General features: G+C 70.1%; 17 protein-coding genes and 1 pseudogene. 6 read left to right on the top strand and 12 right to left on the bottom strand.

All coding sequences use genetic code 11. The annotated features are described in order from the left end of the window. The first annotated feature begins 198 nt into the window (after positions 1 to 198). The gene (gene lysA / locus V7793_RS14395) at positions 199 to 1,545 is read left to right on the top strand and encodes a diaminopimelate decarboxylase (protein ID WP_336006630.1); all 1,347 of its coding nucleotides are present in this window, start codon (positions 199 to 201) and stop codon (positions 1,543 to 1,545) included. A gap of 49 nt (positions 1,546 to 1,594) precedes the next feature. Here lysA and V7793_RS14390 read toward each other — a convergent pair whose 3' ends face one another. Then, positions 1,595 to 2,713, bottom strand: a complete 1,119-nt coding sequence (locus V7793_RS14390; protein WP_336006629.1) for a winged helix DNA-binding domain-containing protein — start codon at positions 2,711 to 2,713, stop codon at positions 1,595 to 1,597. 66 nt (positions 2,714 to 2,779) lie between these two features. On the opposite strand from V7793_RS14390, the gene V7793_RS14385 reads away from it, so the two are divergent. Then, positions 2,780 to 3,994, top strand: coding sequence for a magnesium and cobalt transport protein CorA (locus V7793_RS14385; RefSeq protein WP_443057907.1), 1,215 nt, complete (start codon positions 2,780 to 2,782; stop codon positions 3,992 to 3,994). 235 nt (positions 3,995 to 4,229) lie between these two features. Next, entirely contained in the window at positions 4,230 to 4,445 is a 216-nt protein-coding gene (locus tag V7793_RS14380; protein ID WP_336006625.1) for a DUF6243 family protein, read from the top strand. Positions 4,446 to 5,022: 577 nt separating this feature from the next. Here V7793_RS14380 and V7793_RS14375 read toward each other — a convergent pair. Continuing rightward, complete coding sequence (locus V7793_RS14375; RefSeq protein WP_336006624.1) at positions 5,023 to 5,217, bottom strand: hypothetical protein; 195 nt, start codon at positions 5,215 to 5,217, stop codon at positions 5,023 to 5,025. A 265-nt stretch (positions 5,218 to 5,482) separates the two neighbouring features. Here V7793_RS14375 and V7793_RS14370 point away from each other — a divergent pair. Further along, positions 5,483 to 5,986: pseudogene (locus V7793_RS14370) on the top strand (helix-turn-helix domain-containing protein); the annotation flags it as partial. Between the two features lie 13 nt (positions 5,987 to 5,999). Next, on the top strand, positions 6,000 to 6,860 hold the full coding sequence (locus V7793_RS14365) for a hypothetical protein (RefSeq protein ID WP_336006636.1): 861 nt from the start codon (positions 6,000 to 6,002) through the stop codon (positions 6,858 to 6,860). Between the two features lie 267 nt (positions 6,861 to 7,127). Here V7793_RS14365 and V7793_RS14360 read toward each other — a convergent pair whose 3' ends face one another. The 8 genes from V7793_RS14360 to mgtA all read right to left on the bottom strand — a co-directional run bounded on the left by V7793_RS14360 (position 7,128) and on the right by mgtA (position 20,308). Continuing rightward, positions 7,128 to 7,841: a PaeR7I family type II restriction endonuclease gene (locus V7793_RS14360; protein WP_336006622.1), complete on the bottom strand. Its 714-nt coding sequence runs from the start codon at positions 7,839 to 7,841 to the stop codon at positions 7,128 to 7,130. 244 nt (positions 7,842 to 8,085) lie between these two features. Beyond that, a complete protein-coding gene (locus tag V7793_RS14355) occupies positions 8,086 to 9,735 on the bottom strand; it encodes an Eco57I restriction-modification methylase domain-containing protein (protein WP_336006620.1) in 1,650 nt (549 codons plus the stop codon). A gap of 214 nt (positions 9,736 to 9,949) precedes the next feature. Continuing rightward, positions 9,950 to 12,808, bottom strand: a complete 2,859-nt coding sequence (locus V7793_RS14350) for an NHLP bacteriocin export ABC transporter permease/ATPase subunit (protein ID WP_336006635.1) — start codon at positions 12,806 to 12,808, stop codon at positions 9,950 to 9,952. A gap of 121 nt (positions 12,809 to 12,929) precedes the next feature. Continuing rightward, complete coding sequence (locus tag V7793_RS14345) at positions 12,930 to 15,047, bottom strand: NHLP family bacteriocin export ABC transporter peptidase/permease/ATPase subunit (protein WP_336006633.1); 2,118 nt, start codon at positions 15,045 to 15,047, stop codon at positions 12,930 to 12,932. A gap of 83 nt (positions 15,048 to 15,130) precedes the next feature. Continuing rightward, complete coding sequence (locus tag V7793_RS14340) at positions 15,131 to 15,937, bottom strand: HlyD family efflux transporter periplasmic adaptor subunit (protein ID WP_336006618.1); 807 nt, start codon at positions 15,935 to 15,937, stop codon at positions 15,131 to 15,133. Between the two features lie 130 nt (positions 15,938 to 16,067). After that, on the bottom strand, positions 16,068 to 16,286 hold the full coding sequence (locus tag V7793_RS14335; protein WP_336006616.1) for a hypothetical protein: 219 nt from the start codon (positions 16,284 to 16,286) through the stop codon (positions 16,068 to 16,070). A gap of 442 nt (positions 16,287 to 16,728) precedes the next feature. After that, on the bottom strand, positions 16,729 to 17,523 hold the full coding sequence (locus tag V7793_RS14330) for an MgtC/SapB family protein (protein WP_206329409.1): 795 nt from the start codon (positions 17,521 to 17,523) through the stop codon (positions 16,729 to 16,731). Between the two features lie 34 nt (positions 17,524 to 17,557). Then, a complete protein-coding gene (gene mgtA, locus V7793_RS14325; RefSeq protein WP_336006613.1) occupies positions 17,558 to 20,308 on the bottom strand; it encodes a magnesium-translocating P-type ATPase in 2,751 nt (916 codons plus the stop codon). Between the two features lie 457 nt (positions 20,309 to 20,765). On the opposite strand from mgtA, the gene V7793_RS14320 reads away from it, so the two are divergent. Next, positions 20,766 to 21,764, top strand: a complete 999-nt coding sequence (locus V7793_RS14320; RefSeq protein WP_336006612.1) for an endonuclease/exonuclease/phosphatase family protein — start codon at positions 20,766 to 20,768, stop codon at positions 21,762 to 21,764. A gap of 75 nt (positions 21,765 to 21,839) precedes the next feature. On the opposite strand, the gene V7793_RS14315 is transcribed toward V7793_RS14320, so the two are convergent. Both V7793_RS14315 and V7793_RS14310 read right to left on the bottom strand, forming a co-directional pair. After that, a complete protein-coding gene (locus V7793_RS14315; protein WP_336006609.1) occupies positions 21,840 to 22,085 on the bottom strand; it encodes a hypothetical protein in 246 nt (81 codons plus the stop codon). 127 nt (positions 22,086 to 22,212) lie between these two features. Then, on the bottom strand, positions 22,213 to 22,521 hold a 309-nt coding region (locus V7793_RS14310), incomplete at its 5' end, for a PucR family transcriptional regulator (protein ID WP_336006607.1).

The raw sequence follows: 22,521 nt of genomic DNA, 5'->3' as shown, positions 1-22,521 counted from the left end.
ACCGTTGCCCGGCGGCAAGAGCGCCGGCCATTCGCAGCCCCACCGACGGGCCGCCCGTCCCACTGGCCGCAGGCCGGAAAAACCCGCCGCAACGGCGACCAATCACAACGGCGTCGCGGCCCGGCGGTGCCGTACGCGCCCCCACCGCGCCGGCACCGCAGAAAGCCCCGCACCGCAATCCCTCCTAAGGAGACCCCCATGGCCACGCCGACCGCCCCCGTATCCCCGCCGCCCCCGCCGCGCACACCCGCCGCGCCGGTGTGGCCCGCTTCCACGCGGGACGTGCCGGGCGGCGGCGGGCTCGCCGTGGGCGGGGTGCCGCTGGGCGAGATCGCCGACCGGTTCGGTACGCCCGTGTACGTCATGGACGAGGACGAGGTCCGGGCCCGCGCCCGGGCCTGGCGCACGGCTCTCCCCGGCGCCGACGTCGCCTACGCCGGCAAGGCGTTCCTCTCCCGCGCGATGATCCGCTGGATCGAGGCGGAGGGGCTGAGCCTGGACGTCTGCTCCGCCGGCGAGCTGGAGCTGGCCGCGCACAGCGGCTTCCCCGCCGAGCGGATCGTGCTGCACGGCAACGCCAAGAGCCCCGACGACGTGCGGGCCGCCCTGCGTCTGGGCGTGGGCCGGATCGTCATCGACGGCACGGGCGAGATCGCCCGGCTCGCCGCCCTCGTACCGCCGGGCGCCCGCCAGCGGGTGCTGCTGCGGGTCGTGCCGGGCGTGTCCGCGGGGGCGCACGCGGCCGTGCGGACGGGGGTGGAGGGCCAGAAGTTCGGCGTGCCGGTCGCCAACGGCGAGGCCGAGGAGGCGGTGGAGCGGCTGCTCTGCCAGCCACGGCTGGAGCTGGCGGGCCTGCACTGCCACCTCGGCTCGCAGATCGCGGGCCTGGGCCCGTACGTGACTGCCGTGCGCCGGCTCGTCCCGCTGCTGGCCCGCATCCGCGACCGGCACGGGGTGACCTTCCCCGAGCTGGACCTCGGCGGCGGCTTCGCCATCGCCTACCGCGAGGGCGACCCGGCCGTGGACCCGGGCACGTACGCCGATCGGATCGGATCCGAACTGGATCTGCAGTGCGCCCGGTTCGGGCTCCCGCGGCCGCGGCTGACCGTGGAGCCCGGCCGGTGGATAGCGGGCCCGGCGGGCGTCGCGCTCTACCGGGTGCTGTCGGTGAAGACCACGGCCGGCCGGACGTTCGTGGCCGTCGACGGCGGCATGAGCGACAACCCGCGCCCGGCGCTGTACGGGGTCCGCTACACGGTCCGCCTGGCCGGGCGCGCATCGGCGGCGCCCGGCCGCACGGTGACGGTGGTGGGGCGGCACTGCGAGGCGGGTGACGTGCTCGCCGAGGACGTGGAGCTGCCCGGCGACCTGCGGCCGGGCGACGTGCTGGCGGTGCCGGCGGCGGGCGCGTACCACTTGTCGATGGCCTCGGCGTACAACCTGGTCGGCCGGCCGCCGGTGGCCGCGGTGACGGGGGGCCGAGCCCGGCTTCTCGTACGCCGCGAGACGCTGGACGACCTGCGCAGCCGGGACGTCGGCGAGTAGGGCGAGCGGGACGAGCGGGGGCGACCGGAGGGAGCCGGGGCCGGGGCTGTCAGGCGACCGGAAGGATGCGCAGATCGTGCGCCGTGCCCGGCGCCGCCATCGCCAGGACGCGGGCGGCCTCCTCCTCCAGCCCGGCCCGGTCCGCCGGACGGATCTCCTCGAAGGGCTCGACCACGAGCGTCGTGGTCTCGGGGACGGCCCGGTCGAGGCGCCACGCGGCGCGGATGAACCCGTCGAGGACGACCGTGGGCACGGCCCGGTTGACGCGCCAGACACGGCGCAGGTGCGCGGGGTCGACGATGCGGGCGCGGTCGGCGTGGGAGAGGAAGATGTTGTCGAACTCGGGCAGGAAGCGCACCGGCGCCGGCGTGCCGGGGCCGGGCAGCGGGGCGTCGGGCAGGTCGAGGAGCTCGGTGCCGTTCTCGTCGCGGAAGGTGCGCAGGCCGGGGCGGAGCCCGTCGACGACGCCGCGCAGCCCGGTCAGGCCGCACCACTTCTGCATGTCCTTGACGGAGGCGGGGCCGAAGGCGGCGAGGTAGCGCAGGAGGGTGGCGCCGAGGTCGGGCGCGGGGGCGGAGGCGGGGCGGTCGCCGAGCCAGTGGTCGGCGGTGGTGTGGGCGGCGGGCCCGCTGCGGCCCCACAGCCCGCGCGGGGGCACCTGGACGAGCGGCAGCAGCGTGCGGGCCGCCATCGCCAGGTCCTGAGGGGCATGATCCGGCCACACCTGGCCGAGCGCCAGGCCGAGGTGGTGGAAGGTGTACGGGCGCTCGGCGACGAGCCGGGCGGCGTACGCTGCGACGGGCTCGAGGTCGAGGTCACCCAGGCGCTTGCCGTGGTTGCCCTGGAACGCGCGCTCCTGCACGACCTGGAAGAGGCTGCGCAGGGCCCGGCAGTCGCGGGCGCTGACCAGGTGGATCGTCGAGCGCATCACGGGCATGCGGACGGCCGCGCGGGAGTCGAGCAGGCCGGAGAGCTCCTGGGGGTCGAAGCCGTCGAGGCGGGCGGCGAGCGCGTAGTACGGGTCCTGGGGCGACTGCGCCTGGAGTCCGACCAGGTGTTCCACGGCGTCCAGGACCGGCAGCGCGGTGCGGCGCAGCAGCAGCTGGCGCTCCAGGAGAGCCCGATTGAGGGCTCGGACGGTCATGATCGGGGACCCGCTGGTTGTCATGTGATCAAGCTAGGCCGTGTTACAGACAGATCCGGTCGTGAACCGCACCGCGCGACCGAATTCAGCATGTATATCCTGTGCCTGGTTCCGCGAACAGCGAGAGGGAGTGCACCCGTGTCCGAAAACCCTCCGCGCAGCAGGCGCCCAGCGCCCCGGAAGCACCCCCGGCTCCGCCCGGCGAACGGCCGCACGGCCGGTCGTACGGACGCCCCCGCCGCCGCGCCCCCGCCCCCGCCTGCGGCCGGGCCCACGAACGGCGCGGGCAGCATCGTCCACGCCGCGGTCTACCGCGACGGCCGCCGCACCGCCACCCCGGACTCGCTGGCGGACACCTACCGCCGGCTGCGCGAGCAGCCCGACTGCATGGCCTGGATCGGCCTGCTCCGCCCCACCGAGGAGGAACTCCTCTCCCTCGCCGAGGAGTTCGACCTCCACGAGCTCGCCGTCGAGGACGCCCTGGAGGCCCACCAGCGCCCCAAGCTGGAGCGCTACGGCGACACCCTCTTCGTCGTCCTGCGCGCCGCGCGCTACCTGGACGCCCCCGAGGAGGTCGACTTCGGCGAACTGCACGTCTTCGTCGGCCCCGACTTCGTAATCACCGTCCGCCACGGCGCGGCCCCGGACCTCTCCGCCGTCCGCCGCCGCATGGAGACCACCCCGGAGCTGCTGGCGCTCGGCCCCGAGGCGGTGCTGTACGCGATCCTCGACGCCGTGGTCGACGGCTACGCCCCCGTCGTCGCGGGCGTGCAGAACGATATCGACGAGATCGAGACCGAGGTCTTCAGCGGCGACCCCGCCGTCTCCCGCCGCATCTACGAACTCGCCCGCGAAATGGTCGAGTTCCAGCGCGCCACCCGCCCCCTGGTCGGCATGCTCCACGGCCTCATGGCCGGCTTCGCCAAATACGGCACCGACGACGAACTCCAGCGCTACCTCCGCGACGTCGCCGACCACGTCACCCACACCAGCGAACGCGTCGACGGCTTCCGCTCGGCCCTGGCGGACATCCTCGCCGTCAACGCCACCCTCGTCACCCAGCAGCAGAACGCCGAGATGCGCGCACTGGCGGAGGCGGGCTTCGAACAGAACGAGGAGATCAAGAAGATCTCGTCCTGGGCGGCCATCCTCTTCGCCCCGACCCTGGTCGGCACGATCTACGGCATGAACTTCGACTACATGCCGGAGCTGCACTGGGCATTCGGCTACCCCTTCGCGATCCTGCTGATGGCGGCGGTGTGCACGAGCCTGTACTTCATCTTCAAGCGGCGGGACTGGCTGTAGGCAGCACCTCGACCCATTGATCAACCTGGCCCCCGCGCGCGCTGCGTCACTCCGCGGCGAAAATCTTGGCGCGCGGGGCCGACGGAACCGGGTAACGTCTTTGTCATGTTCTTCCAGACGCCGATTTACGAGTGAGAGCGTGACGGGCCCCTGCTGACGCCCTTCGACGTCGTCGCCGCGCCCGTCCCCCACCGATGAATCCGTAGACCACTTCACATCACCACCGGGAGAACCCGTGACCGACAGCAAGAACATCAACAACCCCATAGGCCAGGGCGGCGGCCAGCGCAAGAAGCTGTCCCGCGCCGAGCGGCAGAACAACGGTCCGCACCGCAACCGCGACCGCCAGGGTGCCGCCGACCAGAAGGCCGAGCTGGTACGCAAGATGCGCGAGAAGACACGCGCAGCCGAGGCCGCCGCGCAGCCGAGCAACGACACCGCCCGGAGCTGACGCACCGCCGCCGCAGGGCGGCACCGCACGGGACAGGGCCCGGACCGCGACGCGCGGTCCGGGCCCTGCCGCAGTACCGGGGTTCTGCCGCCGCCCCGCGCACGGCCGGTCCCACCCCCAGCTCTCGGCCGACCACCCAGGGCAGCCGCAGGTTCAGAGCCCCGTCAGCGCCACCACCAGCGCGTCCCCGTACCCGGCCCGGGCGACACCGCCAGGAAGAGCGTGCTGAGCGTCGCCACCCCTACGGCCAGCGAGGACTGCTGCGCGATCACCATCGCCCCGCTGCTAAACCCGCCCGGCCCGCCGAAGCACACGATCCGCAGCAGCTTCGGGAGCTGGAGGCCCTGGCCCAGCCCGGCGGGCAGCAGGCTGAAGGAGGTGCCCGAACCCCGGATCCGGCCAGCCGCACCGGGCGGTTGACTGCGGAACTCAGATGCGACCGTGAGACCGTCGCCGCCCTACGGCCATCCCGTGGAGGCAGACCAGCGGTTCGTCCAGCTTCGGCGAGGCCGGTCAAGCCCGGTGCAACAGGACAAGGCCCTCAGGTACGCACTCGGGCACCGTGCCGAGCACCGCGTCAATGGCCGAACGGCCCTTGCCGCCGGCCTCCGGCATGAAGTGGGATGTCGTCACGCGCCGTCGTGAAGCTGGGATCTATCGACGCCAAGCTATCCAGGTCGTACAAGCTCTCCAGGAAGTCGATCTCGTCAAGCCGTCCCCACCAGGGGCCGCCCTTGCCGCGCAGATAGTCAAAGATGCTGCGTCGCGTCACCGGCGTGATCCTCGGCGTGCTACGCGGCGCCGGGGAAGGTTCGGGCTGAGCCATACACCCGGGATGGGCGTTCTTCGGGTCACTACAGGGGCTGTTGGAGATTCTTGAACCTCATGACTTCAGCGGGTGACGCCCTTCGTCCCCTACACAGGGAGCCCACTCGCCAGATCCAGTCGGCGGGGAGCACAGCAGTCGGGATCGTCGCCACCATGGACCGTCCCCTCACCACGACCAGTGACCGATCGGGGTGAAGCCAGCCAACACCATGGAAGCGCCTGGCACGGGGAAGTTAGGATCACGGCCCATGGCTGCACCCCCTCTTGAGTACATGCCGGATCACGGCAGGGCTCGGACCCTGGCCCAGCAATTACGAGCCCTCCGGGAGGCAAAAGGCTGGAGCCGTGAGCGGCTGGCGAAGGAGGCCGGCGTCCAGCCGAGAACCCTCGCCCGAGTAGAGAGCGGCGGCGCGATCCAGCCAGGTTTCTTCACGATCGGTGCCCTGGCCGCAGCCTTGGAAACATCCCTGGACGACCTCTTCTGCCCATCCAGACCCACACCTGGGCTGTGGTCCGCCGGCTACGAAGGCCGGGACATCGATTCCTTCGTCGCCTCCCTCGTCGAGAGCCGGATCGACGTGGTGGACGATGTGCGGCTGACCCCGATCAGCCGCAAGCCGGGCTTCAGTAAGACCCGCCTCGGACAAGCACTCACCGAGGCCGGCATCGAGTACATCCACCTCCGTGCCCTGGGGAACCCCAAGGACAACAGGGCGCCCTTCTGGGATGGCCGCCTCAGCGTGGGCCGAGCCCGCTTTCCGGCTGCTGGCCGAGGAAGCCCAGTTCTCCAAGTACTCGGTCGTCGAACTCGAGGTCCGGACACATCAGGGCGACAGTCGCCCAGAGAGCCTGCGTCCGAACCTCGACACACTCAAGGTGCTCGACCGGATACCGCCCTCCGACGGCTGGCGACAGCGGTACGCACACGTCGAGCCACTGGTCGCACCCTCACTGTGCGCCATCAAGCGATACCAGGAGACGAACCGGACCTCGCTCGGCCTCTTCCGCCCGGCTGAAATCACAGGCTTCCGACTCGCCCCCGCGGAGCCCTGGCCCGCCTCCAAAGCCGCCATGGCCGATCAGATGGACCTCCTGGACCAGGACCTCCGTCGCCTGGAGTGGGTACCCCTGGAGTTCCGATACACCTTCCGCTGCGCGGACCACAACTGCCCTGGCCACGACATGGCCCTCAGGGACTGGGAGGCCGGCGAGTCCTACCGGAAGTTCCTGCGCAAGTACGGTGAGGCCGGCGTCCGCGAGAAACTACGTGAGCGCTGGTACGAGCGCATGGTCACCCCAAACCGCGCCGTACACCTCTTCGTCGGCAACATCGCCGCCCATCCCAAGACGTTCATGCTGCTCGGCCTCTTCTACCCCAACGATCGGTGGTCGCGCGCGGCATTCAGGAAGGCTTGTTCTCCCTGTGAACGAGCCGCCGCACTCGACCGCAAGCACCGCCGAGCAAACAGCGGCCCACCTTCACCTGCCCCGCCAGCCATTACGTCGCGTAGCCTGTCATGGCACGCCGATCACGGGGCGATCTCCCTTCAGAAGCAGCCCCCTCTGGGGAGAATCTGGGGAGAATGACGCCCCCTTGGGGAGCGGCTGGGGAGGATCGGCCGCATCAGTGGGTAGCACGGCGAAAGGACCGGAAAGAGGGAGCGCTGCAGGTCAGAGCGCCCACTCAATCGTTTTCCGGAGGTCAACGCCCCGAGGGCGACGAACTCAAGTAGATCTCCTCGTGGGCCGCTATCCGGTTTCTCACCCACGCAGGTGGAAACCACCTACGGCATGAACTTCGAATGTTCAAGCGCCGCGACTGCCTCTGAGGCTTCGGTGACTTTCCTCCGGCCCCTACCTCTGGAGGCCGGGCTCGTTTTCTACATGCCGAGTGAGTGACTCGATGAAGTTGCGGAATGAAAGAGCGGGGTCCGGTTGACTGATGGGCAGCTCGGGATCCTTGGGCGCGAGAACAAAGCAGGCGGCATCATAGAGCCCATCCTCGACAAGCCGCTTACACAGCACCTGATAACGATCTGCGTAAGAAGGGTTCCCCTTGAAGGCCTTGTCGACCTCGAACCTAGGATTGAATGCCTTGTGTGAATTCTTCGTTGAGCCAGGCGCGTCCTCGAGGAGGAATACATAGCCCAGCCAGGGGCGAGCCTCACCGAGAAGCCCACTGTTGATGGCACGCCGCGTGTCAACAGCACTGCCAATCGCTTCTTCGGTTCTGTTATTGAAGTTATTCCCGAATGACCCCGACTGCGATTTGAATTCAATGGCGGCGATCAATTGATCACCTTCCTTCACCACAAGGTCCCACTGCTTCGTCGGTCGATAATAGCCGGGCAACTCCGCCTTCTTCCCCAACCAGACGGAAGACTCAGGGAATCCCAATTTCTCCACGAAGTGATGGACAACGAGCCGAGTCAAAGCGTCAAGGTGGGCACCGCCAGTGACGGACCCACGCGTACCCGCATCCTGCGAGCCGTTCGCGATTTGCTTGGCGGCTTGCCGGTCACGCACCTCCCAGAACCCGCGAACCGCTGCCTCAAACTGCTCTTCCATGGTGCCCCCCCTAGGCCTATTCATGGGACGAGTCAAACTTCGAAGGCAAGCGACGCGCCTGTATCACAGCTTGCCGGTCGATGCCCATCACTAGATTACGGGATCCCGAGCCTCCGAACCGGCAAGGGGTAGACAAGAGTCAGTTAGCCCCATCTAGGCGACTTGACACCTTTTTCTAGAATTTCCCAAATAGCCCCCTTGAGGCGCCCGGGGGATAGCTATCCACTTCCCCACTCAGAGGCCGTCAGTCCGGAATTCTCTTGATCCCGTAGACCCTCAGGGCAGCCTCGGTAGCAGACTCCACATCACGGCGATCGAACGCCATGGCCAATGCGACTGCATCCGCTTCACTGACTGCACTCGGATATGGGACACGGATACGCCTGAGATATTGAGCCTGAAAACGCAACGTTCCGCCCCTCATCCTGACGGCATATGCTTCAACAAACATCTGCGCCACTCGCGACAACAGAAGACCGCCGAGGACCTTCATGTCCCAAGCGTCTGATACCACATAATAGAGATTGTGGTGAGGATAGAAACCACCCTCATCCAAAACAGGGTGAATAGTAAGCTTCATGTCGGGAAGAAGAAGCTTGGGGCGGCCGGCCAATTCGGCGTCAACCTTGTCGATGGTCTTATACCAACGCTCAGGCTGACGTTTGGCAACGTAACGGCCACCTAGAACTTCTCGGTGTCGATCAAAGTAAGCCTTCAGCTTTGGGTATGCCTCAAGATCAACGAGCTCACCCGAGCGATCCCAAGGGTTGACGAGGTAGGTTCCCTGCCAATCCATGTGGCCACTTTTCGCGTCCTTCACCATCGCCATACGGAGGAGCCGATCCCCCTCTACGACACTCTCGTCCTTCGTGAGAAACACAGCATCCGCTCCGGTTGCTACCCCAATACCAACCTTGGTCTGGGTTTCCTCAAGGACGGGAAATCTATCGTTGAGGTCTTCCAAAAGCGCCAGGCGGGCTGGACTGCCTGACGGCCACGAGTCCTCAGCCGAGAACCAGTGCGGTAGGCGGGCCGCCTTGTAGCTGGAGGTGACCACTCCCTCTGGACCGGAGTTACGAGCCCAGCAAAGCAGATCGTCAGCCTGGCCGGGACCGAAAGACTTATTGGTCTCGACAGCGACGGTGCGGCTCTGCTCGTGATTCCGCAGGACAGTAACGGCCGGATATGCCGAAACCTGCTCCTCGAAAGCATCAACATCGTGCATCGTCGCCACAAATTCCATGCTGTACTTCTCGGCGACGATCCTTCGTAGCTCCCTGCCGTACTGATTCCTCATCCAGCGGTCGGCGCAAATAAACCCGAGCCTGCCATCCGGAACGAGAGACCGAAGGCCACGCTCAAAGAATCCGATGTAGATATCAGATCGGCCAATCATGGACGGGTGACTGCTTCTATAGAGCTTCATCCGACCGTCCGGGACGTCTTCCAGGCGGATGTAGGGAGGATTTCCAACAACAAAATCTGCCCGGCACTCCTCGTCAAGAAGGTAATCGCCTTGACGGATCCAGAGACGGACGAGTTCTTCAACCCGGGATCGCTCCCAACCGTCTTCAACCAGGGCATCGGCGACAGCAACCCTGCTGGATTTCACATTGCGACCCAAGAGGTCCCGAGCGTAGATTCCCTGCTCCGGCAACTCGCGCCCATGTTTACGACATGCAGCACTAAGGCGCTCCGCGATACCCAAGAGGAAGGCGCCAGTGCCGCACGCGGGGTCGACGATCTTCATTTGGTCAAGTTCACGGTCAGGGGTGTATTCGACCAAATTCAAAATCAAGTCGACGACCCATCGACGGGTGTAAACTTCGCCGTTCTCTACAGCCTGAGCAGGAATGGCATCGGTATCGGCACTGATCGGAGCGAGGGGAGACACAGAGGTCAGCCTAGCGCTCGAACGAGCTTGGTCGTCTCGGGCTGGCCGTTTCCGGGCGATCCAACACCCCTGGCAGGCGCCACCCACAGCCGTCAGCCGCAGGATTGCGAAGTTAAGGATGCAGAGTCACTCAGAGCGGGACAACACCGATCGGTTTCAAGAGTGTCTCGGTCAAAGCAAGGGTGACAGGCCGGGCCAATATCGCGCCAGGGGGTCAGCCCAGCTGCCGTCTGGCCAGTTCGTGGAAGGGGCCTGTCGGGTCGGACAGGAGGGTGGACGGGGGGCCCTGTTGGGTTATGCGGCCTTCCGACATGACGATGACGCGGTCGGCGTCCATGACCGTGGACAGGCGGTGGGCGATCACGATGCGTGTGGATCGCAGGGCGCGGGTGGATTCGATGACCACGCGCTGGGCCTCGTTGTCCAGGGCGCTCGTGGCCTCGTCCAGGAAGAGGATGCGGGGCTTGCGGATGAGGGCCTGGGCGATCATGAGGCGCTGGCGCTGGCCGCCGGAGACGGTGCCGCCGCCGTCGGAGAGCATGGTGTGCATGCCCATGGGCATCGCCTTGATGTCCTCGGCGAGGCCCGCCATCGCGGCGGCCTCCCAGGCCTCTTCGAGGGTGAAGTCGCCGGCGCCTCGGATGCAGTCGAGGATCGGGCCGGAGAAGGGCTGGGCGTGCTGGAGGACGACGCCGCACTGGCGGCGGACGGCCGGCCGGTCGAGGGCGGCGAGGTCCTGGCCGTCGTAGAGGACGCTGCCGGAGGCGGGCTTGTCGAAGCCGATGAGCAGGCGCATGAGGGTCGACTTCCCGCAGCCGCTGGCGCCGACGACGGCGACGAACTCGCCCGGGCGCACGTCGAGGGTGACGTCGTCGAGGACGAGCGGGCCGTCCGCGCTGTAGCGGTAGGACAGGCTTCTGGCTGCTATGGCGCCGCTCAGTTCGCCCGGTTGGACGCTCGCGCCGCGGGCCTCCACCTCGGCCCGGAGGATCGGCCTGACCTGTTCGAACATCGGCTGGACGGCGGCGGCCGACAGGAGGGCGCCGGTCAGCTGGGTCACGGAGGACAGCAGCATCGTCACGGCGGTGCTGAAGGTGAGGAAGTCCCCGGCGGACATGCTGCCCCGGGCCGGGCCCGCCAGGAGCATGAACATCACGAGCGTGCACAGGGGCAGGCAGACCGCGTTGAGCACGGTGACGACGTTCTTGAGCCGGCCGATGCGCTGCTGCAGCTCGCGGGTGCGGGCGAACTCCCGTGCCCAGGCGGCGTAGGCGAAGCTCTCGGCCGCGGCCACGCGCAGCTTCGGCAGTCCCCGCAGGGTCTGGAAGGCCTGGTTGTTGAGCTTGTTGCTCAGCTTGATCAGCTGCCGCTGCCAGCGCAGCTGCCACAGCCCCAGGCCCAGGAAGACCACCGCGATGACGGTGAGCATGGCGACGGCGGCCAGCGCCAGCGGCACGCTGTAGACGAGCAGCAGGACGAGGTTCATGGTGCCGACGGTGGCCGCCTGCAGGACGACCGGGCCGATGCCGGACAGCGTCCGGCGGACGGCGCTGACGCCCATGGCCGCACCGGCCAGTTCGCCGGTGGAGCGGCCGGTGAAGAACGTCGTCGGCAGCCTCAGCAGCCGGTCCCAGACGGCCGGCTGCAGGGTGGCCTCGATGCGGCCTTCCATGCGCAGGACGGAGACGTTCTGCAGCAGCATGAAGACCGCCGAGACGACGCTCGTGACGACGAGCGCCAGAGCGGTCTGCACGATGAGGCCGGTCTCGGCGGCGGGTACGTACGTGCCGAGCACCCGCCCCGTGGCGACGGGCACGAGCGCGCCCAGGCCGACGGCGACCAGGCTGCCCAGCAGAATGCCGCGCAGGTCCCTGCCCGTGCCGCGCACGCTGAAGCGCACCAGCCCCAGCGGCCCCAACGGGACGTCCGGCAGCGGACGGTAGAACATGACCGCCCGCGGCTCGAAGGAGGACTCGGCGCCCTTCCCCACGCGCTCCCGCCTGCCGGTCGCCGGGTCCACCGCCTCGTAGCGGCCGCGCCGCCACAGCAGGGCGACCGGTGCCCCGTCCGCCGCGCGCCGGGCCACCAGGGGACCACCGTCCTCCTGCCACCAGCGGCCGCTCAGACTGACGGTACGGGTGCGGATCCGGGAGGCGAGCGCGATGCGTTCGACGGGGTCCGTCCGGCCCGGCGAGGCCGCGCCGGGCTCGGACAGGGCGATGCCCGCCGCCCCGGCCACCAGCCGGCACACCTCGAACGCCGCGCTGTCGTCGCCGCCCCCGCGCCCGCCGCGGGACCTCCTGCCGGAGCGGCCGATGGAGGCGAGCAGCACCTGGTCCGCCTGGGTGCGGGCGGCCTCGCCCGCCTCGATGCCGGCGGCCGTACGGTCCTCGTGGGCACGCTCCAGCTGCTCGATCCACCGGTCGAGGGCGTACAGCAGGCGGTACTGCTGGTCGACCATGCCCTGCCACATCGCCGCGTCGACGAGGAGGCTCCCCGCGGCGTACCCCTCGTACGCGGCGCCGTACTGAACGCTGCCCGGGGCGATCTGCATCCACAGGACGTCGTCGTCGGCACCGCTGCGCCCGGCGCGGGCCCTGCCGCTCCCCAGCGGCTCGTTCCCCAGCGGCTTGTTCTCCGGCGGCTCGTTCTCCAGCGACGTGTTCTCCAGCGACGTGTTCTCCAGCGGCGCCTGGTACAGCACGTGCAGGCCGCGGCCGACGCCCAGGGCGAACGCGCCCTCCAGGGGGCTCAGCGCCCCTTCGGCAGCGCCGTACATGCCGTTGCCGTACGACGGGTCGCCGCCGTACGCGTACAGCTCCCCCAGCTCGATGCGGCGCAGCCGGCAGCCCTGCCGCGGGCGGCCGGTCAGCGTGTGCGCGGGGCCCTCGGCCGGGCCCAGCAGCAGCGTGCCCGGCTCCAGCCGGCCCAGGAAGTGCCAGTGGCCCGCCTGTGCGACGTCGACGGCGAACAGGTCCAGCTCGCCGTCCTCGACGAGCCACAGCACGTGCGGGCCCTCCAGCGACAGGCTGCGCAGGCCCGTGCAGTCGACCGGCGTCCCCAGCCCGCCCATGGCGGCCACGACGGGATCGGCCACGACGGGTTCGGCGGCAAAGGCACCGGCTGCAGGACCGGCTGCGGGACCAGCGGCGGCACCAGCGGCGACCGGGGCGTAGGGGTACGGGGTCGTCACCTCAGTGCTCCTTGACCAGTTCCGCGTACGCGCCCTGCACGGCCGCCAGGTACTCGTGCCGCCCGCGTTGCACGACCGTGCCCCGGTCGAGCACGACGATCTCGTCGCTGTCGCGCACGGTGCTCAGCCGGTGGGCGATGACGACGCAGGCGCAGCCGCGGCGCCGCAGGTTGTCCATGACGGTCTGCTCGGTGACGGCGTCCAGGGCGCTGGTCACCTCGTCCAGGACCATGACGCTGGGGCGGCGCACCAGCGCCCGGGCGATCTCCAGGCGCTGGCGCTGGCCGCCGGAGAAGTTGCGGCCGTCCTGCTCGACGCGGCTGTGGATGCCGCCGGGGCGGCGCGCGACGACGTCGTGGACGGCGGCGTCCTCCAGGGCGGCGACGACGGCCTCGTCCGGGATCGACGGGTCCCACAGGGCGACGTTGTCGCGCACGGTGCCCTCGAAGAGGAAGACGTCCTGGTCGACGAAGGAGACGGAGGCGGCCAGTGCGCCGCGCGGGATGTCCTCCAGGCGCATTCCGTCGATGCGGATGGCGCCCTCCCAGGGGGCGTAGAGGCCGGATATGAGCCGGGAGACGGTGGACTTGCCGCTGCCGGAGCCGCCGACGAGCGCGATCTGCTGCCCGGGGCCGACCGAGAGGGAGAAGTCCTTCAGCAGCGGGGCGTCGAGGGGGCTGTAGCCGAAGGTGACGCCCTCCAGCTCCACGTGGCCCTTGAGGCGGCGGGTGCCGGCAGGTGCCTCGCGCCGCGAGTAGACGGGGTCGGCGGGGAAGTTCTCGACGTCCTTGAGGCGGGCGACGTCGGCCGCGAAGTCCTGGATCCGCCCGGCGACGCCGTTGAGCCGGGTGATCGGCGCGGTGAAGCCGGTGACCAGCGCCTGGAAGGCGACGAGCAGGCCGACGGAGAGGTGGCCCTCCACCGCCCGCACGCCGCCGATCATCAGGATCAGGGCGCTGTTGAGCGCGGCCAGCGCGGGCGCGACGACGGCCAGCCACGCGCTGGGCACGCCGAGCCGCTGCTGCACGTCGAGCGTGACCGCGTGCCGTCCGGCCCAGCGGCGGAAGAAGCCGTTCTCGCCGCCGGTGGCCTTCATCGTCTCGATGAGGGTCAGGCCGCTGTAGGAGGTGTTGGTGAGCCGGGCGCTCTCGGCGCGCAGCTTCTGCGTCCCGGTGGCCCGCACGCGGACCACGATGCGCATGGCCACGACGTTGAGCAGTGCGATCAGCACGCCGACGACGGTGAGCTGCGGGTCGTACGTCCACAGCAGCACCGCGTAGAGGAGCACGACGACCGCGTCCACGCCGGCCGCGGCGAGGTCGCGCGCCAGGGTCTCGGCGACCGCGTCGTTGGACTGCAGGCGCTGGACGAGGTCGGCGGGGTTGCGCTGGGAGTAGAAGGTGACGGGGAGCCGGAGCAGGTGCCGCAGGAAGCGGGCGCTGCCCAGGGTGGAGGAGATGATGCGCCCGCGCAGCAGATTGGCCTGCTGCAGCGCGGTGAGCGTCGCGGTGAGCACCAGGGCGCCCGCCATGGACGCGAAGAGCACGCCCAGCAGGGACGTCCTGCCGCCGATCAGGAACGTGTCGATGTACGTGCGGCTGAGCGCGGGCACCGCCGCGCCGACGACCACCAGCAGGAGGCTGGAGATCACGGCGGCGAGCAGGGTGCCGGAGGTGCCGCGCAGGCGGGCGGGCAGGGCGCCGGCGACGCCCGGCCTGCGGCCGGTGCGGCGGAAGTCGTCGCCGGGTTCGAAGGTGAGGACGACGCCGGTGAAGGCGTCGTCGAACTCCTCCATGGGGACGAACCGCCGCCCCTTGGCGGGGTCGTTGACGTACACGCCCCGGCGGCCGAAGCGGCGGCCCGTGCCGTCGTAGACGACGTAGTGGTTGAACTCCCAGAAGAGCACGGCCGGCGCGCGCACGCCGGCGAGCGCGCCGACGTCCATCTGCATGCCCTTGGCCTTCAGCCCGTGGCTGCGGGCGGCCTTGAGGAGGTTGCTCGCGCGGGAGCCGTCGCGCGAGACGCCGCACGCGATGCGCAGCTCCTCCAGGGGGACGAAGCGGCCGTAGTGGCCGAGCACCATGGCCAGCGCGGCGGCGCCGCACTCCACCGCCTCCATCTGCAGCACGGTGGGGGTGCGGACGGGCCGGGGCGTACGGCCCCGGGGGGCGGGTGCGGGGGCGCGGCGGCGGCGCGGGGCGGTCACGGCAGCAGCCAGTCGACGGGCCGCTCGTCGGCGAGGTGGACGGCGGCGGTGACCGGTGTCGTGGAGTCGACGGCGTACGGGGGGCCGTCCGCCGAGGACCAGCGGTAGCCGGACCGGGCGGCGGGCGAGCGCTCCAGCCGTACGAGCACGGCGACGGGGTTGCCCTGCCGGGTGAACTGCGCGGCGAGCCGGGCGTCCCCGAGGAAGCCGCCGATCTGCGCCGGGGTCTGGGGTGCGCGGCCGACGGCCTGGACGCGGCCGCGCAGCACGCCGAACTTCTCCCGGGGGACGGACTGGACGCTCAGGTCGACCGGGGCGCCCACGGGGATCGCGCCGCCGCTCCCGCCGGGCACGTAGACCATGGCCACCAGCGGCTCGTCGGGGTTCGTCACCTTTTCCACGGTCGCGACGTCCGCGCCGGTCGCGACGACCGCGCCCGTCTTGGCGACGAGCGTCGTCACCCGCCCGCCGGCCACGGCGCGTACGGTCCGCTCGCCCCGGTCCGTGCTGATCTGCAGCAGGGGGGCGCCCGGCGCCAGCAGCTGGCCCTCGCGCGCGAGGACTCCGGTGACCTGCCCCGCGTACGGGCTCTGCAGCAGATAGCTGCCCTCGGCCCGGGTGAGAATGCCGGGTGCGGTCAGCCTGGACGACACGGTTCCGGTGAACGCCCAGAATGCCGCCGCGGCGACGACGGCGACCGTGACGGCCAGCACGAGGCGGCCCTGCGGGCGCGCGAACCTTACGGGCAGATCGAGCTCTTCGGGCGATTGCAGCTTGGAAAGCGCCTGCTGGCGGAACTGCACGGACTATTCCTTCTACTGCAGCGGTGACTCAGCCGCCGATAACCAGGTACTGAAATGCGCGGCGGAAATTCGGGCAGCCGTGAACCCCGGAACAGGGGAGGAGTTCCGGGATTCACGGGTGGCGGTTTTCTCAGAGACCGGCGACGCCGGCGCGCACGCCGACGATGCCCTCGACCTGACCGGCCACGCCCGGCACGGCCTGGACCGTCTGCAGCGAGGTCACGGTGTCCAGCACGTTGTGAACGTCGCCGGTCACGGCGCCGAGCAGGCCGCCGGAAATGCTCACACCGCCGGAAACGGCGTCCAGCTCGGCGTCGGCGATCTCACGGGTCTCGAGGTTGTCACGCATGATGGCGCACCCTTCGTTTGTGTCTGAATGTTTCTCAATTGACCGCGTCGGCCCGGCCGTGACCGGCCACCGTTCAAAGGGCCGCCGCGATGCCGCAGATATAAGCACGCGAACGGGTGACGCGGCCAACCGCATTGACGTCCGTAGGCCCATTCCGAAGGTGCGCTTTCGGATTCCTCCGCGGGATCATCACAGGTCCTTCACAAGATCGAGTAACAGATGCACGGGCACCAAGATCCGCACGGAACATAAAGGGACACACAACCATCAAGCGCGTCGGGCATAACCGGCATATCCAGGGGCGGCGCGAGGGGGCTACCCGCGGTACTCACAGAATGTGGAGATTTACTGGAACGACGTTCGGTGACGGGCGCGGCACACGGCGTGCGGGGACGTGCGGGGCCGCGCCCCTGCGCGGTCGCGGCGGCGTGAGCGGCCGTCGTCAGCGCCCCGTGAAGAAGTCCCGCACCCGGCGCCGGCCCCGGCGCTCCGCCGTGTAGTCGTCGTCCGCGTCGTCGTCGGGGCCCTGCAAGACGGTCCAGCTGACGGCCGAGACCGCAGGTTCCAGGGAGAGGCGGCTGACGGCCTCCTCCAGGAGGCTGTCGTCGCGGCGCTCCGTGGTGAGGTCGGCCGACACGGTCACCTTGCCCGGGGCCTCCGCGTCGGCGCTGTAGACCGAGCGCAGCCGGAAGCCGGGGCGGGCGACGGCCTGGACGGCGAGGGTGCGGACGTGGGCCTCCTCGGGCTCGGTGCACACGACCTCGAAGTGGTAGTCGGTGGCCACTTCCGCGCCGCCGTGCGGGCCCCGGTCGAGACCGCGCGCCAGCGGCCTCAGCAGGGTGTTGGCCCCGACCACGCCCACCGTGCCGAGCGCGGCCACCACGTACAGCCCGGTCCCGGCGAGGGCTCCGACGGCGGCCGAACACCACAGGGTCGCCGCGGTGTTGAGGCCGCGCACGCTCAGCCCGTCGCGCATGATGACGCCCGCGCCGAGGAAGCCGATGCCGGAGACGATCTGCGCGGCGACGCGGGAGCCGTCGTAGCCGGTGGTGCTGGTGGCGGAGGCGAAGCCGTACTGGGAGAGGAGGACGAAGAGGGCGGATCCGGCCGCGACCAGCGCGTTGGTGCGCAGCCCCGCCATCCGGGCCCGCCACTGGCGCTCCAGTCCGATGATCGCACCGAAGCCCAGGCCGGCCGCGATGTTGGCCGCCATGTGCCACTCGTTGACCACAACCATGATCCACCTTCCTCGTCGTATCTCTATCGGCCGGTCACAGCCAGGTGTTGAATCGCCGGACGTACCAGGTCTTGACCGCCTGGGTCAGGGCGCAGTACGCCAGCAGGATCGCGATCAGCCACGGGAAGTAGCCCATCGGCAGCGGCTCCATCGACAGCGCCGGGGCCAGCGGCGAGAACGGCAGGAAGATGCCGAACGCCATCACCACGGCGGTCATCACCATCACCGGGACCGAGGCCCGGGACCCGATGAAGGGCACCTTGCGGGTGCGGATCATGTGGACGATCAGGGTCTGGGACAGCAGGCCCTCGACGAACCACCCGGACTGGAACAGCGTCTGGCCCGCTGCGCTGTCCGCCCCGAAGACGTGCCACAGCACCAGGAAGGTGGTGATGTCGAAGACGGAGCTGATCGGGCCGATGAAGAGCATGAACCGGGCGATGCCCCTGGCGTCCCACGTGCGCGGCTCGCGCAGGTACTCCGGGTCCATGCGGTCCCAGGGCGTGGCGAGCTGCGAGACGTCGTAGGCGAGGTTCTGCACCAGCAGGTGGATCGCGAGCATCGGCTGGAAGGGGATGAAGGCGCTGGCCACCAGGACGGAGAAGACGTTCCCGAAGTTCGAGCTCGCCGTCATCTTGATGTACTTGATGGTGTTGCCGAAGGTGGTGCGGCCCTGCTCGACGCCCCGCTCCAGGACCGTCAGGTCCTTCTCCAGCAGGATGATGTCGGCCGACTCCTTGGCGATGTCGACGGCCGTGTCGACGGAGATGCCGACGTCGGCGTCGCGCAGGGCCGCGGCGTCGTTGATGCCGTCGCCCAGGAAGCCCACGGTGTGCCCCTCGGCCTGCAGCGCCCGGACGATACGGGCCTTCTGCACCGGGTTGGTCTTGGCGAAGACCGTGGTGGCGCGGACCAGGGCGCGCAGCTCCGTCTCGTCCAGGGTGTCGAGGACGGCCCCGGTCACGACCGCCCCGACGTCGATGCCGACGTCGGCGCAGACGCGCGCGGCGACGAGCTCGTTGTCGCCGGTGACGACCTTGACGGCGACGCCCTTCTCGGCGAGGGCCTGCAGGGCCGCGGCGGCGTCCGCCTTCGGCGGGTCGAGGAAGGCGAGGAAGCCGACGAGGGTCAGCCCGTCCTCGTCCGCGACGCCGTAGGTCTCCCGCTCGGCGGGCAGCGTGCGCGTGGCGACCGCCAGCACGCGCAGCCCCTGCCGGTTGTGGTCCTCGGCGGTACGGGTGACGCGGCAGCGCAGCCCGGCGTCGAGCTCGGTGCGGCGGCCGTCCTCGGCCATGTGGGTGCACAGCGCCAGGACTTCCTCGACGGCGCCCTTGGTGATGATGCGGTGTTCTGCGGCCGCGGGCTCGCCGGAAGCGGGCCCGTCCAGGTCGTTGCGCCTCAGGACCACCGACATGCGGCGGCGGGCGAAGTCGAAGGGGATCTCGTCGACCTTGGTGAAGCGGGCGTCGACGACAACCTCCTCGGCCTCGAGCACGCGGTCGATGACCGCCTGGTCCATGAGGTTGCGCAGCCCGGTCTGGAAGTGGCTGTTGAGGTAGGCGTATTCGAGGACCTCGGCGTCCTCCCTGCCGTGCACGTCGAGGTAGCGGTCGAGGACGATGCGGTCCTCGGTGAGCGTGCCGGTCTTGTCGGTGCACAGCACGTCCATGGCACCCAGGTTCTGGATGGCGTTCAGGCGCTTGACGACGACCTTGCGGCGCGCCATGGCGACGGCGCCGCGCGCGAGGTTGGTGGTGACGACCATCGGCAGCATCTCGGGCGTGAGCCCGACGGCCACGGCGACGGCGAACATGAACGCCTCGTTCCAGTCGCCCTTGGTGAAGCCGTTGACGGCGAACACCAGCGGGACCATCACGAGCATGAAGCGGATCAGCAGGAAGCCGACCTTCTTCACGCCGGCGTCGAAGCTGGTCTCGGGGCGCTCGCCGACGAGGGACCCGGCCATCGACCCGAAGTAGGTGTCCGCGCCGGTGGCGACGACCACGCCGGTGGCGGTGCCGGAGGTCACCGAGGTGCCCATCAGGCAGAGGTTGTCGGCCTCTACGGGGTCGGTGGTCGTGGACTGCCCGTAGTCGTGGCTGCGCGTGTCGGCCTTGGCGACCGGCAGCGACTCGCCCGACAGCGCGGCCTGGCCGACCATGAGGTCCTTGGCCGTGAGCAGGCGCAGGTCGGCGGGTACCAGGTCGCCCGCGGACAGGCTCACGACGTCGCCCACGACGACGCGGTCCATCGGGATCTCGACGGTGGCCGGGGCGGCGCCGTGGCCCTCGCGGCGCCGGACGGCCGTGGTCGTGGTGACGAGGGCGCGCAGGGCGGCCGCGGCGCCCGCCGAGCGGTGCTCCTGCCAGAACCGCAGCAGGCCGCTGACCAGCACCATCGCACCGATGATGGGGATCTTGGGGTCGAAGGGCTCCTCGTCGGAGACCTGCAGCCACTGCACGTACATGACCACCAGCAGGACGGCCAGGATCATGATGAAGGGGTTCCGGAAGGCCTTGGCCAGCTGGGCGTACCAGCGGGGGCCGGTGTCGTGCGCGACGACGTTGGCCCCGCCTCGCGCGAGCCGCAGCTCGGCGTCGTCCCGGCGCAGCCCGTGGGGCGTGGCGCGGGTGTCCTGCAGGACCTGCGCGGCCGGCCAGCTGCTGATCCTGGCCAGCCGGTCGCCGGCGGCGCGGGTGCGGGCCTCCAGCTCGGCGGCCTTCCGCTCACGGCGGGTGCGGCCCGGCGGAGCGAGCTTGCGGGGGGTGAGGGTGGTGTTGGTCATGGCGGAACCTTTCTCCGGGCGCGACGGCATGGCGGCATGGCCGGATGACGGCATGGCGGCATGGCGGTGCGGCCGGGCCGTGGGCACGGAAAAGTCGGTGAAGATGCAGGAATACGGGTCGCTACGGCTGCCGAAGGGCAGGAGAACGCCGCGCGGGCGACCGAAGACAAGGCCCGATAAGGGCCTGATAAAGGAAGTGCGCGCAACAGCGCCCGGGGTGCACGACCCCGTACGTCAACTCAGTGGATCAGAGCGCTGCGCAAGCAGAAACCGCACTGAAGCAAGGACTTCCCTCGGGACTCCGACTGGTCATCCCGATCACCTCCTCGCTCGTACGAACAGTGCAGGCACCGCGCGGAATACACGCCAAATGCGGCCGGAGCGGCACCTTCAGCGTCTAGCTTGCCATATGACGTCAAGCCGTCCGCAATCAGTAGGTAATACAAGGGTCAAAACCATGGAGGAGGCCGGCCCGGTGCCCGTGGCGGACCAGGCGCCGCCGCCCCTCGTCCGGCACAAGGCCGCCCGCTGGGGCGCGGGCCTGCTCCTGCTTCTGGTCAGCGGGCCGCTGCTGTGCCGCGCCTGCGACGTGGACGGCGTCACGCCGATGCCCCAACTGCTGGCGTTTCTGCCATGGTTGCTCGCTCCGGCCGCGACGGCGCTGGTCCTCTCGGCGGGCACCCGGTGGCTCGCCGGCTGTGCGTGGGCGCTGGCCGCGGTCCTCGGCACGCTGTTCTTCCTGCCCCCGTACGCGGCCGGCCGCGCACCCGTCTCAGGCCCGGTGGTGGCCCGGCTGCGCATCCTGACGGCCAATCTGGAGTTCGGCGGGGCGACCCCGGCCCTGCTGGAGGCCCTGCGGCGCGAGAAGCCGGACCTGGTCTCGGTGCAGGAGTGCGCGCCGGAGGAGTGCGCACCGGCCCTGGAGGGCGCGCAGGTGCGGGCCGCGTTCCCGTACCGGGTGATCGTCGGCGGCGGGCGGGCGCAGGGGTCGGCGCTCCTGAGCAGGTTCCCGCTGCGGCCGGACGGCGCGGTGCCGGGCACGCTGGCGATGCCGCGGGCGCTGGTGCAGCTGCCGGGGGCGCAGCTGCTGTTCCAGGTGGCGCACCCGATGCCGCCGGTGGCGGGCGGGCTGGAGCTGTGGCGGACGGAGCTGGGCCGCGTCCGCGCCATGGCCGCGGGCCGCGGCAGCGGTCCGGCCGTCATCGCGGGGGACTTCAACGCCTCTCAGGATCACGCGGCCTTCCGCTCCGTCCTGGATACGGGGATGCGCGACAGCGCGGCCGTGGTGGGCCGCTCCCGGACACCCACCTGGCCGTCGCTGACGGCGCCCCCGCTGGGCGCCCAGATCGACCACGTCCTCCTCAGCTCCGCCCTGCAGCCCGACCGGGCCCGCTTCCTGGACCTGCCGGGCACCGATCACCGGGCGCTGGTGGTGGACGCGACGCTGCACGGGTGAGGGCGGCCCCCCGGACAGCGCCGGTCAGTCCCGGGCGGCCCCGGTCGGTCCCGGACGCCCCGGTCGCCCCGGTCGTCACACGGGCGGCAGGACGTCCGGCCCGATGACGGGCGTGTCGTCGTCGTGCAGCCCGCTGCACGGGGGGTGGTGCTTGCAGAAGAAGCCGCGGCCCGTGCAGTACGGGCAGAGGTGAGCCCCCGTCATGTGACCGCCCTGGCCGGGCTGGTTCAGGTAGAGGACGGCTGCGTGGTAGTCGCCGCTCCCCCTGCACCCCTTGCAGAAGGCGTGGGGGCCGGGGCACGCCTCTTCAGGCTCACTCATATCCGTGATGATGCGCGCCTGCCGCAGGAGCCGTACCCCACTTGGGCACGACTCCTCCTTTCTGCGTACGGCCCCCGCCTTTCGTCGTACGACCGGCACGCCGAGCGCCGGAAGCCGGAAGCCGCGCTCAGCTCATCCGCAGCGCCAGGAAGAAGTCCAGCTTGTCCTCCAGGCGCGACAGGTCCCGGCCCGTCAGTTGCTCGATCCTGCCCACCCGGTAGCGCAGGGTGTTGACATGCAGATGCAGCCGCGTCGCGCACCGGGTCCAGGAGCCGTCGCAGTCGAGGAACGCCTCCAGCGTCGGGATGAGCTCGGCGCGGTGCCGGCGGTCGTAGTCGCGCAGCGGGTCCAGGAGCCGGGCCGTGAAGGCGCGGCGGACGTCGTCGGGGACGAAGGGCAGCAGCAGGACGTGCGAGGCCAGCTCCTGGTGGCCCGC

It is taken from the genome of Streptomyces sp. KLMMK (genome assembly GCF_036961605.1).
GTDB lineage: Bacteria > Actinomycetota > Actinomycetes > Streptomycetales > Streptomycetaceae > Streptomyces > Streptomyces telluris.
This window is presented reverse-complemented; position numbering and strand designations above follow the sequence as displayed.

Excerpts from the sequence above, each read along its gene's own strand:
- V7793_RS14335 (WP_336006616.1), bottom strand. The coding sequence starts at position 16,286 with ATGCGTGACAACCTCGAGACCCGTGAGATCGCCGACGCCGAGCTGGAC.
- lysA (WP_336006630.1), top strand. The coding sequence starts at position 199 with ATGGCCACGCCGACCGCCCCCGTATCCCCGCCGCCCCCGCCGCGCACA.
- V7793_RS14385 (WP_443057907.1), top strand. The coding sequence starts at position 2,780 with ATGTATATCCTGTGCCTGGTTCCGCGAACAGCGAGAGGGAGTGCACCC.
- V7793_RS14390 (WP_336006629.1), bottom strand. The coding sequence starts at position 2,713 with ATGACAACCAGCGGGTCCCCGATCATGACCGTCCGAGCCCTCAATCGG.
- V7793_RS14345 (WP_336006633.1), bottom strand. The coding sequence starts at position 15,047 with ATGGAGGCGGTGGAGTGCGGCGCCGCCGCGCTGGCCATGGTGCTCGGC.
- V7793_RS14315 (WP_336006609.1), bottom strand. The coding sequence starts at position 22,085 with ATGAGTGAGCCTGAAGAGGCGTGCCCCGGCCCCCACGCCTTCTGCAAG.
- mgtA (WP_336006613.1), bottom strand. The coding sequence starts at position 20,308 with ATGACCAACACCACCCTCACCCCCCGCAAGCTCGCTCCGCCGGGCCGC.
- V7793_RS14330 (WP_206329409.1), bottom strand. The coding sequence starts at position 17,523 with ATGGTTGTGGTCAACGAGTGGCACATGGCGGCCAACATCGCGGCCGGC.
- V7793_RS14360 (WP_336006622.1), bottom strand. The coding sequence starts at position 7,841 with ATGGAAGAGCAGTTTGAGGCAGCGGTTCGCGGGTTCTGGGAGGTGCGT.
- V7793_RS14320 (WP_336006612.1), top strand. The coding sequence starts at position 20,766 with ATGGAGGAGGCCGGCCCGGTGCCCGTGGCGGACCAGGCGCCGCCGCCC.
- V7793_RS14350 (WP_336006635.1), bottom strand. The coding sequence starts at position 12,808 with ATGGGCGGGCTGGGGACGCCGGTCGACTGCACGGGCCTGCGCAGCCTG.
- V7793_RS14365 (WP_336006636.1), top strand. The coding sequence starts at position 6,000 with ATGGCCGCCTCAGCGTGGGCCGAGCCCGCTTTCCGGCTGCTGGCCGAG.